The sequence below is a fragment of the Lysinibacillus sp. FSL K6-4013 genome, assembly GCF_038630435.1.
GTDB lineage: Bacteria > Bacillota > Bacilli > Bacillales_A > Planococcaceae > Lysinibacillus > Lysinibacillus boronitolerans.
Window position 1 is genome coordinate 3,371,099 of the sequence record NZ_CP152031.1, and the last position, 14,072, is coordinate 3,385,170.

The window sequence follows — 14,072 nt, forward strand, 5'->3', positions numbered from 1 at the left end:
TTACTCAAAAGGAATAAGCAGGTTCTTTTTTATATAATATAATCCTCAATATATTGAAGTTGTGTTAATACTTCATCCACATGATGGTGTAAATCTTTATAGGTATCCGTGATTTGCTGTGGAGAGATTGGCTTACTAAATAGATAGCCTTGAATATAATCACAGCCACCATCTATTAGAAATGATAACTGATCCACTTCTTCAATGCCCTCTGCCACAACCTTCAACCGTAAATGTTTAGCCATCGAAATAATCATGGAAACAAGTGCTTCATCATTTGGATTATGTGGCACGTTTCTTACAAACGTTCGGTCAATTTTTAAACAATCAATTGGAAATTCCTTTAAATAGGATAGAGAAGAATAGCCTGTTCCAAAATCATCTACAGCAATTTGAATGCCTAATGCCTTTAACTCATGTAATAGCTGTGTCATTTGATCAATGTTCATCGTCATGCTTTCTGTAATTTCTAATTGTAAAAATGTCGGATCTAATTTGGTACGTTGTAAAATATCTTGTACCATTTCTACTAAATCCTGCTGAAATAACTGGCCAAGTGATAAATTCACTGCCACTTTCATTGGAGGTAAGCCTTGTTTCTCCCATATTTTTGCTTGAGTGCATGCGGTTTCTAAAATCCATTTACCTAGCGGGATAATAAGGCCACATTCCTCAGCAATAGGAATAAAGACATCAGGTGGAACAAAGCCCCGAGTTGGATGACGCCAGCGTACCAAAGCTTCGACCGATTCAATGGTGCCTGTTTTTAAGTTGACCTGTGGTTGATAGTCTAAATAAAATTCATTATTGGCTAACGCATTATGTAGGTCTTGCTCTAACAATATTCGATCTGCAATACCTTTAGACATATACGGTTTATAAAAAAGAAATCTTTGAGGTATTTGTCTAGCCTCTCGCATTGCTAACTGTGCATGCATTAATAGCTCTTCACCTGTCCATTGATCCTCGTAGAGGGCTATACCTATATTTAGATTGCCGTTCAATGAAAATAACTGAACCTGTAAAGGATCGGTCATGGCACTTTTGAGATTTAAGCAAAATTGTAGTAGTTCTTCAATGGTCTTTACATGGTCAATATAAATAACAAATTGTCCCTCACGAAGTTTAGTTGCAAAATAATGAGGTGGTACAATCGCTTGAATACGCTCTGCTACAAGTTTCATCATTTTATTAGAGTTACTTATCCCAATGGACGAATGAATCGCCGCAAAGCGATCAATTTCTATGGCAATGATAGCCTTTTGCTCTTTATTATTATGTAAATTTTCTTTTAACGTCTTTAGTAATAAATGTTCATTTGGCAGCAATGTAATGTCATCATGATAAGCTTGAAATCGAAGCTCCTGTTGTGATTGTTCAAGATCCTTCTTAATTTTCAACAGTTGCTGAAATGGTTTTTCCACAGATGTATAATAAATCGCTTTTAGGAAAAAATAGAATGCTAAAAACTGATAGATTAATGCCGAGAAATCCCATATTGCACTTTGATCATGACTAACGATAAAGAAGACATCACTCACAATAAGGGAAATAGCTGCGCTGATTAACCACATAGAACGCTTCGGTAATTTTTTTACATATGTACTAACAATAGCAATGGTTAAAATTTGAAGAATAATAGCAATTAGGTGTACCATAGTATCAATCGTATCTAACCAATTTTTAGGCAATATTTTGGTTGAATTATAAGCCAGAAAAACGCTTCCTAGAATGAAAAGCATCGAACAACCATATGTCAGTATCCGATGATTCATGGTTAATCGCTTTTTAGGATTTAAAATAATAAGTATAAATCCAATGGCTAAGTATAAACGCATTAATATATGTAGGGGCTCGTTCATAAAGTTCCATTCTCTCGATTGGCTAAAAAACAAGCTAACTAATTCTAATAAGGCAATAATGAAAAACATGTTTCCTATGTATAAAGTTTGATTGGATAATAAGTGTGAAAATACTAAATAGGATTGGATCGCAATTGCCATTGTAAAAACAATGATTAATATTTGTATCACCAATTTTATATCTTGATACATGTCACCTTGGAAAACACCATATATTTGATTGCTAAAGCTCAGTAATGGTATGACAAGTAATAAGGGTAATACCATGTACGAAATCTCTTTTTTCTCTATCTGATTAAACCATCTCTCCACTCCAAACCCTCCATACTACTATATAAACATTCACTAGGAAATTTTATCTATCTATTTCGATTATTTAAATTTGAATTGTATATTTCTTTGACTTCTTACAAATCATAACACTTTTATCGGAATTTGTATGCACCTATGTGAAGTATGCTAATATTCATTTTATTTCAATATTAGCATACTTTTGATATTTTTAGTTCTTTATTCCACTCTGAAAAGTTGATGTTTCAGCCTTTGGATGATTCTAGCCCTTCTTTTTTTGATAGCAACAACAGATAGATCTAGTGCATTGGCTATTTCTAGATCACTGTAACCTTCTACATAATAAAGTAGTAATATTTTCCTTTCTATCTGCTTTAACTCGGCTAACATCATTTCAAGAAAGTTAGAATTTTTTTGATTGTCTCTTTCCTCCTGCTCACTAAGTATATAATTCATTGTTTCATCATCCACAACAGTCATTCGTTCTCTATAGTTTTTTTCTTTTGATAACTCATTTAAAATCTCTCCTTTTATCGAAGAATATAGATAAGCAGAAAATTGTCCTTTTGCTGAATCTGCTTTTAGCCATGCTCTCCATACAGCAATGGAAGCAATATGACGATAGTAATCAAAATCCTTGTAAATATGAAGCTGCGTAAGAATGGCTGTAATCATTGGTTGCACTGCCTCTAAAATTTCTTCAAAAGATTGTGTGAATGAAAGCTTTTGATTGTTCTGAATGGACATGCTACTCTTCCTATCAACTGTGCACAGTTCAATATTCCTAGGTAACATAATCTTAGTCCGTCATGTTGCTTGAGAGCTAATGCCCATTCTCATCATTTCCTCGTGCATAATGAATAAAATGCTTGTCATATTTAGTCATAATTCCCGCAAGTTATTGCAAAAATTATCTATTTTCTTTGGTATTTCATACATATTTAAATGATAGTTGGACAAATTACTACTAAGGAGGCGATATAGATGAATTTTCAAATAAGAGACGCAATCACAGCGAATGTACATGGTCAATCTGCCGCAGAATTCAAAGATATTGTGGAAGATGCTATTAATCGTGGAGAAGAGCATTTACTGCCAGGGCTGGGGGTGTTTTTTGAAAAATGGTGGAAACAATCCAGTCCATCTGAACAAGATGAATTTGTTCAAAAACTAGAAAAAGTATTTGCTAACTGATTTTTAATGAACAGTGCATTCCATTTCCAATAAATGCGTGATAAAGTTTTATTTATCAGAAAATTTGGAGGGATTGGAATGACTGTTGCAGTAGAATTACTTGTCAATCAACTCAAACAGGTTTTATTAGAAGAACAAGTGTCAACAAACGAAACGGTACGACAGCTACACGGTAAGGATGAATCTCATCATATGATGAGCTTACCTGATATCGTAGTCTTTCCCCGTTCCACAGCTGATGTCAGTGCCATCTTAAAAATTGCACATGCACAACGTGTACCAGTTGTACCATTCGGTGTTGGCTCCAGCCTAGAAGGAAACGCGATACCCATTGCACATGGTATTTCTATCGATTTCTCTGAAATGAATACGATTTTAGAAGTTCGCCCTGACGATCTTCTTGTAAAAGTTCAGCCTGGCGTCACACGCTCTCAACTGAATAAGGAGTTAAAAAAACACGGACTACAATTCACAGTAGATCCAGGTGCAGATGCAACACTAGGTGGGATGGCTGCGACGAATGCTAGTGGTACGACTGCTGTGCGTTACGGTGTTATGCGTGATCAGGTTCGTGATTTAGAGGTTGTCCTAGCAGATGGCTCTGTCATCCATACAGGTAATTTAGCCGCGAAATCCTCTTCTGGTTATCATTTAAATGGTCTATTTGTCGGCTCAGAAGGAACACTTGGCTGCTTTACGGAGTTAACGTTAAAAGTATATGGTATACCCGAATTTGTGACAGCGGGGCGAGCTGTTTTTGACACAGTTGGAGATGCTGTTAGTGCTGTTACAGCCTTATTACAGGCTGGTATTTCAATTGGTCGAGTGGAATTGATCGATGAATCCTCTATGAAGCAAGCTAATGTCTATAACGATACATCCTTTAGCGAAAAACCAACATTGTTTTTAGAATTCCACGGAAACGAAGCGGGTATGCATGCGGACATCGCATTTGCTACAGAAATTTTTGAGGACTACAGCTGTCTATCCGTCGAATTCGAACATGATAATGCTGCTCGTAATAAGCTCTGGGAAGCACGACATTCTTTAGCCTATGCATATATTCATGCTTATCCTGGTAAGAAGCTCATGTCAACGGATGTCTGTGTACCAATCTCTGTACTTGCCGAAACCATTTTATATGCACGAGAACAGCTTGATCATGTTGGACTCGCAGGTGGGCTTGTTGGCCACGTGGGCGATGGAAATTTCCATGCACTTTTAATGTTAAATCCAAATGACACCGAGGAGCAGGCAAAAGCGGATCGCTTCAATGAACAAATCGTGCAATATGCATTACTTCGAGGTGGCACATGTACGGGCGAGCATGGTGTTGGCATTGGCAAAATGAAATACCAAGCCACTGAGCACGGTAGCTCTTTAGTCGTCATGAAAAGCATAAAAGCAGCACTTGATCCACTTAACATTATGAATCCAGGAAAGATTTTCACTCTATAATTAACATTAAACCCGCTGATTGACTAGAGCATCAGCGGGTTTATCATTATAAATCATAACGGAAGCTCTTGACTAAAATATCTCCCTTGTAAAATTCCTTCGACTCATCTCGCACAAAACCTAATGATAAGTAAAGATTAATGGCAGCCTGCATCATATCACCTGAATGTAAATAAAGTGCCTGATCCTGTCTCTTTCTAGCAAAGGCAAAACTTTCATGCAATAATTTCTTAGCAACCCCTTGCCCTCTTCCTTTTGGATGCACACCTAATAAGCGCACAATCGTCGATTGAATATTGAGCTCTGGCAAGCCATACGCTTTCCCTGCATCAGTAAATAGTTGTAATCCACCTAATATGTCATCACCGCGTTTTGCAATCAGAATTGTTTCTGCATTCGGATTACCAACCGAAGCACGGATATCACTTAAATATGATTGCCAGTGCTCTGGGTCCTTATAGTCCTTTTCATATTGCGCATAGCTCTCAACTAAAACTTTAAGATAGCTTGCATAATCTTCCTCTTGTAAATGTTCAATCACAATGTCCGCTACTGTCATTCTAATTTCCCCTTTCTATGATGAAAAACCGCCCTTACTATAGGCTGTTACTCTTTTTTCAATACGGTGTGAAACCCATTCTACTATGATTGAAATTCCCCAATAAATAATACCAACAGCAATAAATGACTCTAAAAACTTTAAGTTCATGGAAGCAATAATATTTGCTACACCCGTCAATTCTTTAATGGATAGGAAAAATGCTAATGATGTGGCATGTAAAAAACCGATAAAGACATTCGTCAAGTTGGGAATAGATTGCCCAAATGCTTGTGGTAAAATATAACGTCGCATCGCTTGAGGAAATGTTAATCCAATCGCATATGCTGCTTCTAATTGTCCTTTAGGTACAGCTAATATCCCTGAACGAATAATTTCTGAGGCATAAGCCCCTGCACTAAGTGTTAAGGCTAGTATGACAAAAAATAAAATAGGAATAGAATTTGATTGTATCTTTAAATAAAGCAAATTAGCTACACTATCAACTAGCATTGGCAAGCCAAAATAAACGAGCATGATATGCATAATGACAGGTGTTCCTCTGAAAAATGAAACATAAAAATTAAGTACAGATGAGACTATTTTTATCTGTTGAATGCGCACGAAAGCTACAATGATGCCAATAGCAATCCCTAATAAAATAGGTGTCATGGTCATGAATAAGGTTAACGGTATTACTTTACTAATTTCTCGTAATGCTTCTACTATAAAAGCGATATCAATGGTCATGGCATATTCCCCCTATTGTGAAGCAAGCTCCTTTGGCATATAGCGATTAAAATAGCGTTCATTAAATTTAAATACTTTTTCAAGGATAATCACGATGACATAGTAAACAATTGACAAAGCTACATAGATTTCAAACGCTCGTGTTGTAGAAGCAATCAAGGTTTCTCCCCGCCCCACCATATCCATTACACCGACGGAGAATGCTAACGATGTATCTTTTAATGAACTAATCATTGTATTCGCTATATTTGGAAAAGCAACACGTATTGCCTGGGGAAAAACAATTCGCATAAAAGCCTGTGATCCTTTTAAGCCTACTGAATAGGCCGCCTCCATTTGACCTCGATCAACGGTTAAAATGGCTGCACGAAATATTTCGGCAAAGGCTGCCGCATTGCTGAATGTGTACGTAATAATAACAAAATACATCGCATCCATTCGTGTCACATCAATATGAATGAGCTTTAACAATGCGGGTATACCGTAAAATACTAAGAACAACTGCACTAAGATGGGTGTGCCACGAATAAAGGATATATAGATTGTAATAATTTGCTTCAATATCGGTATGTGAAGTAGCTTTGGTATGGCTAGCACAATCCCAAGCATCATACCAAAAAGTATGGAGAATACTAGAATCTCGAAAGTTATGGGTAAATACTGAAGCAATGTTGGAATGACCTTCGCAATTAGCACGACATCAAAGTTATTTTCCATACTGCCATCTTCCTTTCCTGTTCATTAGAAGTCTACTGTATAATCATCACCCAACCACTTTTTACTAAGCTCACTCACTATCCCCTCATTCTTTAATTCAACGATGGCTTCATCTAAGCGCTGCTGTAACTTCACTTCATCTTTATTGAGTAGAAAATAGACCTTTGAATTTAATAATGCATCACCTACAACCTTTTGCTGTGCCTCATTGCTTTCGTTATAGTATCTTACAGCAAACGGTGTGGTAATAATGGCATCAATTCGTCCCGTTGCAAGTTGATTGTTAACATCAACTGAGCCAGAAGAATAAACGATATTTGCTCCTAAATTGTGCTCTTTATTATATTTTTCAATAAAGACAGCTGAGTTACTTGTTGGCGAGACACTCACATTTTTCCCTTTTAAATCCTCAATGGATTGAATTGCATTATTTTTCTCGTTGACTGTCACCTTTAATGGGAAAACATTATACGGCTCTTTATTAAATAAAAACTTCTCTTCACGCTCACTATTAACTTCCATTTGATGGGCAATAAAATCTATTTTTCTTGTTTCTAAACTTAGTAATAAATTGGAGAATTCCATTGTCTTAAATTCAAACTCATACTCTGGTAGCTTCTCATCAATTGCACGAACAAGCTCCACATCATAACCAGTTAAATTTCCCTTGTCATCTAAAAAACAGATGTTTGGAAACTGTGTTCCTGTACCAACAATAATTTTTTGAACATCCTTGCCGCTCTGTGCTGTTTTTTGAGCACTTGCGTCACCAACTGTTTTTTCTGAGTTTGCACATGCTGTTAATAGTGCTGCTAGCACAAGTAGCAAATAAAATGATATTTTTTTCATAAAATTCCTCTCCTTCTGTTATGCATATGAGGGTAGATTCACAGCAAGTGCCTTCTGTAGATGCTCTAAACCAATTGCTGTTACGGCTCTATAGATACCTGTTTCACTTGAACCAATTTCTACAACGGGTACATGTCGAACACCATACTTTATATCAAGGATGTCTCTAAAATTATCATTAGACGTGACATCAACTGTTTTGTAGGAAATATGTCGTTCTTGTAGATATGCTTTTATTTCCTCGCAATAACTACAACCTTGCTTCGACCAAATGATTATATCTAAACTTTTTGTCATATCATGACCTCCTTAGATTACCTTCACCTTGTGCTGTAACTGCAAATGGACAGGACTTAAAAGCTCAAACGAACGTTGACGTTCAAATTCCTTCAAGATGGGCGTATGCAAAATAAATTCATTAATTTGGAATCGTACATGGTAATCATCTAAATTGGCTCTAATGTCTTCTGCTGTACCGTATAAAATATCAGCCTCATACTGCTCCACCGTGTATTCCTCTCCAGATTCCTGACCAAATTTTTCTGCTAGCTCTACTGATTGTAATGTCAAGCTTCTCCCACTTGCTAAATGGACCTTTGTGATTTTTTGATCTCCAATTAGCTCTTTCGCTTCCTCTTTGCTTGGAGCAGCAAGCGCGGCAATGGAAAGTGCAAAAGTACCGTTTGGATGATGGCTACGATAGGTTGAAGCCGCTTGTGCCAAAACCTTATTGTCGCTATTAATAAATCGAGCAAAGACAAAGGCAATGCCAAGTTTCCCTGCAAGAGCAGCACTTTCTGGGCTTGCACCTAGTAAAAATAAAGCTGGCTTTGTCTGCGGTATCGGTGTTGCTTGTATGCCATAGAGTTCGTGCTCTTTTGGTATGGTTTGCTCGATCAATTGCTGTAAGAATGTTAGTCTCTCTTCAAAATCTTCCCCCTGATTGAGTGTGCCATATTGTAGAGCCTTTGTTGAAAGTGGTAAGCCGCCAGGGGCTTTACCGATGCCCAATTCTACACGTCCTGGCTCCAATGAGGCTAGTACGTGGAAATTTTCTGCAACTTTATAGGAGCTATAATGCTGTAGCATAACCCCTCCTGATCCAATTTGAATGGATTTGGTTTTGGCAAGTAAATAAGAAACTAATACTTCTGGAGAAGAGCCTGCTAATGACTTTGTATCATGATGCTCCGAAACCCAAAAACGTGAATAGCCTAACTGCTCAGCTCGTTGTGCTAAGGCCACCGTTTTTTGTAATGTTTGTTCATTGCTTGCTCCTTCAATAATAGGACTTTGATCTAATATGCCTAATGTATAACTCATACAACCCCTCCTAATTTCTTTTATTCAAATAAATTTACTAGGTTTTTAGACAGACTGTTTAACATAGCGACTTTCCTTGAATGGTAAACCTAAATTCCCGCGTAAAGTATCCGCCTCATAGTCTTTACGATAAAGCCCCCTTGCTTGCAAAATTGGCACTACTTTATCAACAAAATCTTCGAGAGCACCAGGAACTGTTACACCAATAATAAAGCCATCTGCCGCTTCCTTTTCAAACCATTCTTGTACAAGATCTGCTACTTGCTCAGCTGTCCCAAAAAAGGCTGTTTTTGGTGTCGCCTCGCGTAAAGCGACTTGACGTAATGTCAGACCCTCCTGCTTAGCATATCGTTTAATATAATCGGTTGTGCTTCTAAAGCTATTGGCTCCAATATCTCCTAGCTCAGGGAACGGTGCATCCACATCGTATTGAGTAAAATCATGATGGTCAAAGTAACGCCCAAGATAAGCAAGAGCACGGTCTATGGAAACTAACTCAACAATTTCTTGATATTTCGCCTCTGCTTCCTCCACCGTATCGCCAATAATTGGTGATATACCTGGAAAAATCTTTACTTCTTCGGGATTTCGTCCAAATGCTGCCACCTCTTTTTTTACTCTTGAGTAAAATTTCCGTGCCTCTTCAATAGATGCCCCATGTGTGAAAATGGCATCTGCATCTTTTGCGGCTAATCGAATGCCTGCATCAGACGACCCAGCCTGGAAAATAACGGGCTGACCTTGCTTTGTTCGACCAATATTGAGTGGTCCTTGGACTGAAAAATATCGCCCTTTATGATGTAATGTGTGTAATTTTTCTGGATCAAAAAATTGATCTTTGTTGACATCTGCAATAAACGCATCATCATCCCACGAGTCCCATAAGCCTTTGACAACCTCTAAGTATTCTTCCGCAATTTGATAGCGCTCTGCATGGCTAGGATGTTCGTCAATTGTTTTGTTATAGTTCAAAGCAGTACTTTCTAATGGTGTCGTTACAACATTCCATCCAGCACGGCCAGCACTAATATGATCTAATGAAGCGAATTGTCTTGCTACTGTAAATGGTTCGCTATAGGAGGTTGACACTGTTCCAACTAACCCAATGTTTTTCGTCGCTACTGCTAAAGCCGATAAGATTGTAATCGGTTCAAATCGATTTAAAAAATGAGGAATGGATTTTTCGTTAATAAATAAACCATCCGCAATAAATGCTACATCAAATTTCCCCTGCTCTGCTTTCTGAGCCTGTTGAATATAGAAAGGCAAACTTACACTTTGATTGCTCGCCACCTTTGGATGACGCCAACCAGAAATATTTCCTCCTACCCCATGAATAATTGCTCCAAATCGAATTTTATCCTGTCTAGCCATGTCAATTCCTCCTCAATTTTTTATTTTACTAAACATAGTGGTTAAGTATGTTTTATTGGATTGAGAATGATCTTACCGTTCCTTTAGCTGATATGCAATAGGTACAGTAATAGAAAAAATTTTATGTGGTGATAAAATATTTTATCAATACGTGTCTCCCATGCCTTCAAAATGCTTAGCTGTTTCACAAATTGTCTGCCAAAAGGCTGATGGCAACGTCTCTTTCTCTTTATAGGTTAAAAATATATGTTGATTCATATCCAGCAAATGCTTGACGTCTATCTCCACAAATTCACCGCTTTCCAGTTCCTTTTTGACACAAAGCTGTGGTAAAAAGCTTAGATAGTCTTTTGTCCGGATAAATTCTTTGGCAACTTCTAAATGATCTGTTCGTACTTCAATATTGGCTGCTACTCCCTCTACCTCGAACATTTTATGCACATAATTCCAATCAAACGCTCCACATTCAAAAAACACCATTTTCTGTTGAGCTAATTCTTTTGCTTGAATGAGTTCATGTAGTTGTAAAGGGTGATCACGATGTTTAACAAGTTTTACTGTATTGTTCAATAAAAGCTCGTTCTCAATGTCATCCCCATGTACATATTGAATAAAGCCTAGATGAATTTGGTGGCTTTGTAGCTTTTCTAAAATGTTTGCTGTGGAACCTGTAAATAATTGAAAACGCAAATAAGGGAATTGCTCTTTCCATTTAGGCAATGCATAGGCTAAGAAATACTGAGCTGTTACACCGTTTGCACCAATACATACCTCATCAGTCTCCTGCGTTTCTTCTAATTGCTTCTTTCCTTGCTGAAATGTTTGCACAATTTGCGTAGCAAATGGTAAAAAATCTTTCCCTTTCTCTGATACGCTCACACTTCTTCCATCTCGGTAAAATAACTCAACACCTAGTTCTCGTTCTAATGACTTAATACGTGCAGTTACAGTTGGCTGTGAAAGAAATAATGCATTGGCTGCTTTATGGATACTTTTGTAATGGACAACATATAAAAATGCCTCGATATGGTCTATATTCACGAGGAGTTCACCCCTTCATTACTTATTTAACCTATTATATAAATAATTCCTTATATTCTCTATAACTTATAAGAAAACTATGTTTTATATTTTTTGACAAAGAAAAAAAGCAACCCAGCGTCTCCCAGGTTACTTTGCTATGTAGCGATGTAGCCATCCATCTTGACAACAAACATCGCACGTGGTGAACATCCCTCTGTCTGCCTACCACTTGTATGTTATTCACATGAACACCCTCTGTTGTCCATGTAAACTCTATCTATCGTACTTCTCAACTTGAGAAAGCATATGTCTAAATTTAAGCTAAAATCGATGCTAATACTGCCTTTTGTGCATGCAATCTATTTTCGGCTTGCTCAAAGATGTAAGAATTAGGTCCGTCAATAACAGAAGTCGCAACCTCTTCCTCACGATGTGCTGGTAAGCAATGCAAGAACATATAATTTGGTTTTGCATAGGCTACTAGCTCATCATTAATTTGATAGCCAGCAAAGTCTTGTATGCGTTTTGCTGCCTCTTCCTCTTGACCCATAGATGTCCAAACGTCTGCATAGACAACATCTGCATTTAATACGGCTTCAACAGGATCATTTGTGATCATAATCGTACTGCCATTTGCTGCTGCAATCGCCTGTGCTTTAGCGATGACTTCCCCATCACATTCATAACCTACAGGAGTCGCAACGGCTACATTCATGCCAACGTGTGCTGAAGCTACTACGAGTGAGTGTGCTACATTGTTGCCATCTCCTACATAGGCAATTTTAAGCCCTTTTAACATGCCTTTATTTTCTGCAATCGTCTCTAAATCAGCTAATGCCTGGCAAGGATGATAAATATCCGTTAATCCATTGATGACAGGAATTACTGCATGCTCTGCAAGCTCCTTCACCATCTCATGAGAGTTTGCACGAATCATAATACCATCTAAATAGCCCGATAATACATGGGCTGTATCATAAATCGATTCGCCACGACCAATTTGTAAATCGCGAGCATGCATAAACATGCCTTTTCCACCTAATTGATTCATACCAACTTCAAATGAAATACGTGTACGAGTTGAATGTTTCTCAAAAATCATACCAAGCGTTTTACCTTCTAGTAATCTTGGACATTTCCCCTCTTTTGTAATCATTTTAAGCTGTGTTGCTAATTCTATAAGATCTTGAACCTCTTGACTTGTATAGTCTAGCAAAGTTAGTAGATCTTTTCCTTTTAAACTAGACACTAACTTTAACTGTACTTCTTCGAGTAATTTCATAGCCTTCGCTCCTTATATCGTTGCTGTTGAAATTAGTATAACATGCATAAATATAAAATCAACTGAATTTTTATAATTAATCTTAATTATTATTCGTTTGTTATAAAATGTGACAAAAATTCGTCGAAACGAATATTTATGCATAAATGACCATTTTAGAATACCCGCTATTTAGGGATAGTATTGTCACCATTAGTATTAGAGGAAGAAATTTTAATACTGAAAACAACGAAAAGCCCCCTAACAAATTTGTTAGAGGGCAAGTCCATTTCTTCTACTTAATCAAAAGTAATTTTATTGACCGCATCACGGTCTAATTTTTTAATGACTTCTACCATTAATTTAACAGCATTATCATAATCATCACGATGTAGGATACCTGCATGTGAATGGATGTAGCGTGTTGCAATACCGATAGATAGTGCTGGTACGCCATTTGCTGTTACGTGGATGGAGCCAGCATCTGTACCACCGCCAGCCATCGCTTCAAATTGATATGGAATATTGTGCTCATCTGCTACATCTAGTACGAATTCACGTAAGCCACGGTGTGAAACCATCGATGCATCATACACAACGATTTGAGGGCCTGCACCCATCTTACTTGTTGATTCTTTTGCGGTAACTCCAGGAGTATCTCCTGCTACACCTACGTCCACTGCAAATCCAATATCTGGTTGGATTTTATGTGTAGCCGTTTTTGCACCACGAAGTCCAACTTCTTCTTGTACATTCCCTACAGAATAAAGAATATTAGGGTGCTTTTCATTTTGTAACGCTTTCATAACATCAATCGCGATTGCACAGCCGATACGGTTATCCCACGCTTTAGCTAATAGATACTTATCATTTTTCATTACATTAAATTCAAAGTACGGTGTTACCATATCGCCAGGACGTACGCCCCACTCAAGTACTTCATCTTTAGAAGCTGCACCAATATCGATAAACATATCTTTAATGTCTACTACCTTATTACGTACATCAGCAGGTAAAATATGAGGTGGCTTTGAACCAATAACCCCAATCACTTCATCGCCCTTACGTGTAGTAATCGTTACTCGCTGTGCAAGCATAACTTGGCTCCACCAGCCACCTACTGTTTGGAATTTGATAAAGCCTTTGTCATCAATTTGTGTAACCATGAAGCCTACTTCATCTAAATGTCCTGCTACGACAATTTTAGGACCGTTTTCATCGCCAACTTTTTTAGCAATGACACTACCTAAGTTATCTGTTTCTACAGTGTCTGCATATGGTGCAATGTATTTTTTCATGACCTCACGCGGTGCACGTTCATTACCTGCGATACCATTCGCATCTGTCAAATCTTTAAACATTTGTAATGTTGGATCTAGTTGTGTCATCCTTTTTCCTCCTACTTCTTGTATCTATTTTATTATACTTCGTT

General features: G+C 37.5%; 14 protein-coding genes. 2 read left to right on the plus strand and 12 right to left on the minus strand.

Features of this window, described 5'->3' with window-relative positions:
- Positions 1 to 29: 29 nt before the first annotated feature.
- Both MHB39_RS16655 and MHB39_RS16660 read right to left on the minus strand, forming a co-directional pair.
- The gene (locus MHB39_RS16655) at positions 30 to 2,174 is read right to left on the minus strand and encodes an EAL domain-containing protein (RefSeq protein ID WP_342544605.1); all 2,145 of its coding nucleotides are present in this window, start codon (positions 2,172 to 2,174) and stop codon (positions 30 to 32) included.
- Positions 2,175 to 2,372: 198 nt separating this feature from the next.
- Positions 2,373 to 2,900, minus strand: coding sequence for a sigma-70 family RNA polymerase sigma factor (locus MHB39_RS16660; RefSeq protein ID WP_342544607.1), 528 nt, complete (start codon positions 2,898 to 2,900; stop codon positions 2,373 to 2,375).
- 237 nt (positions 2,901 to 3,137) lie between these two features.
- Between MHB39_RS16660 and sspI the strand changes: the two genes are divergently transcribed.
- A complete protein-coding gene (gene sspI, locus MHB39_RS16665) occupies positions 3,138 to 3,347 on the plus strand; it encodes a small acid-soluble spore protein SspI (RefSeq protein ID WP_004226361.1) in 210 nt (69 codons plus the stop codon).
- 78 nt (positions 3,348 to 3,425) lie between these two features.
- Positions 3,426 to 4,805: an FAD-linked oxidase C-terminal domain-containing protein gene (locus tag MHB39_RS16670; RefSeq protein ID WP_258859381.1), complete on the plus strand. Its 1,380-nt coding sequence runs from the start codon at positions 3,426 to 3,428 to the stop codon at positions 4,803 to 4,805.
- Between the two features lie 46 nt (positions 4,806 to 4,851).
- On the opposite strand, the gene MHB39_RS16675 is transcribed toward MHB39_RS16670, so the two are convergent.
- From MHB39_RS16675 to MHB39_RS16720, 10 genes are all read right to left on the minus strand, one after another.
- On the minus strand, positions 4,852 to 5,364 hold the full coding sequence (locus MHB39_RS16675) for a GNAT family N-acetyltransferase (protein WP_258859380.1): 513 nt from the start codon (positions 5,362 to 5,364) through the stop codon (positions 4,852 to 4,854).
- 15 nt (positions 5,365 to 5,379) lie between these two features.
- The gene (locus MHB39_RS16680; RefSeq protein WP_342544611.1) at positions 5,380 to 6,093 is read right to left on the minus strand and encodes an amino acid ABC transporter permease; all 714 of its coding nucleotides are present in this window, start codon (positions 6,091 to 6,093) and stop codon (positions 5,380 to 5,382) included.
- Between the two features lie 12 nt (positions 6,094 to 6,105).
- The gene (locus MHB39_RS16685; protein ID WP_342544612.1) at positions 6,106 to 6,810 is read right to left on the minus strand and encodes an amino acid ABC transporter permease; all 705 of its coding nucleotides are present in this window, start codon (positions 6,808 to 6,810) and stop codon (positions 6,106 to 6,108) included.
- A 24-nt stretch (positions 6,811 to 6,834) separates the two neighbouring features.
- Positions 6,835 to 7,659, minus strand: coding sequence for a transporter substrate-binding domain-containing protein (locus tag MHB39_RS16690; protein WP_016994861.1), 825 nt, complete (start codon positions 7,657 to 7,659; stop codon positions 6,835 to 6,837).
- A gap of 18 nt (positions 7,660 to 7,677) precedes the next feature.
- Positions 7,678 to 7,956: a glutaredoxin family protein gene (locus tag MHB39_RS16695; protein ID WP_004226351.1), complete on the minus strand. Its 279-nt coding sequence runs from the start codon at positions 7,954 to 7,956 to the stop codon at positions 7,678 to 7,680.
- Positions 7,957 to 7,968: 12 nt separating this feature from the next.
- Positions 7,969 to 8,982 (minus strand): LLM class flavin-dependent oxidoreductase, encoded by a 1,014-nt coding sequence (locus MHB39_RS16700; RefSeq protein ID WP_342544614.1) that lies wholly within the window; start codon positions 8,980 to 8,982, stop codon positions 7,969 to 7,971.
- Positions 8,983 to 9,027: 45 nt separating this feature from the next.
- On the minus strand, positions 9,028 to 10,356 hold the full coding sequence (locus tag MHB39_RS16705) for an LLM class flavin-dependent oxidoreductase (protein WP_342544615.1): 1,329 nt from the start codon (positions 10,354 to 10,356) through the stop codon (positions 9,028 to 9,030).
- Positions 10,357 to 10,500: 144 nt separating this feature from the next.
- Positions 10,501 to 11,397: a LysR family transcriptional regulator gene (locus MHB39_RS16710; protein ID WP_342544617.1), complete on the minus strand. Its 897-nt coding sequence runs from the start codon at positions 11,395 to 11,397 to the stop codon at positions 10,501 to 10,503.
- Positions 11,398 to 11,695: 298 nt separating this feature from the next.
- A complete protein-coding gene (gene argF, locus MHB39_RS16715; RefSeq protein ID WP_342544619.1) occupies positions 11,696 to 12,661 on the minus strand; it encodes an ornithine carbamoyltransferase in 966 nt (321 codons plus the stop codon).
- Positions 12,662 to 12,939: 278 nt separating this feature from the next.
- A complete protein-coding gene (locus tag MHB39_RS16720; RefSeq protein WP_016994857.1) occupies positions 12,940 to 14,028 on the minus strand; it encodes a M42 family metallopeptidase in 1,089 nt (362 codons plus the stop codon).
- Positions 14,029 to 14,072 lie beyond the last annotated feature (44 nt).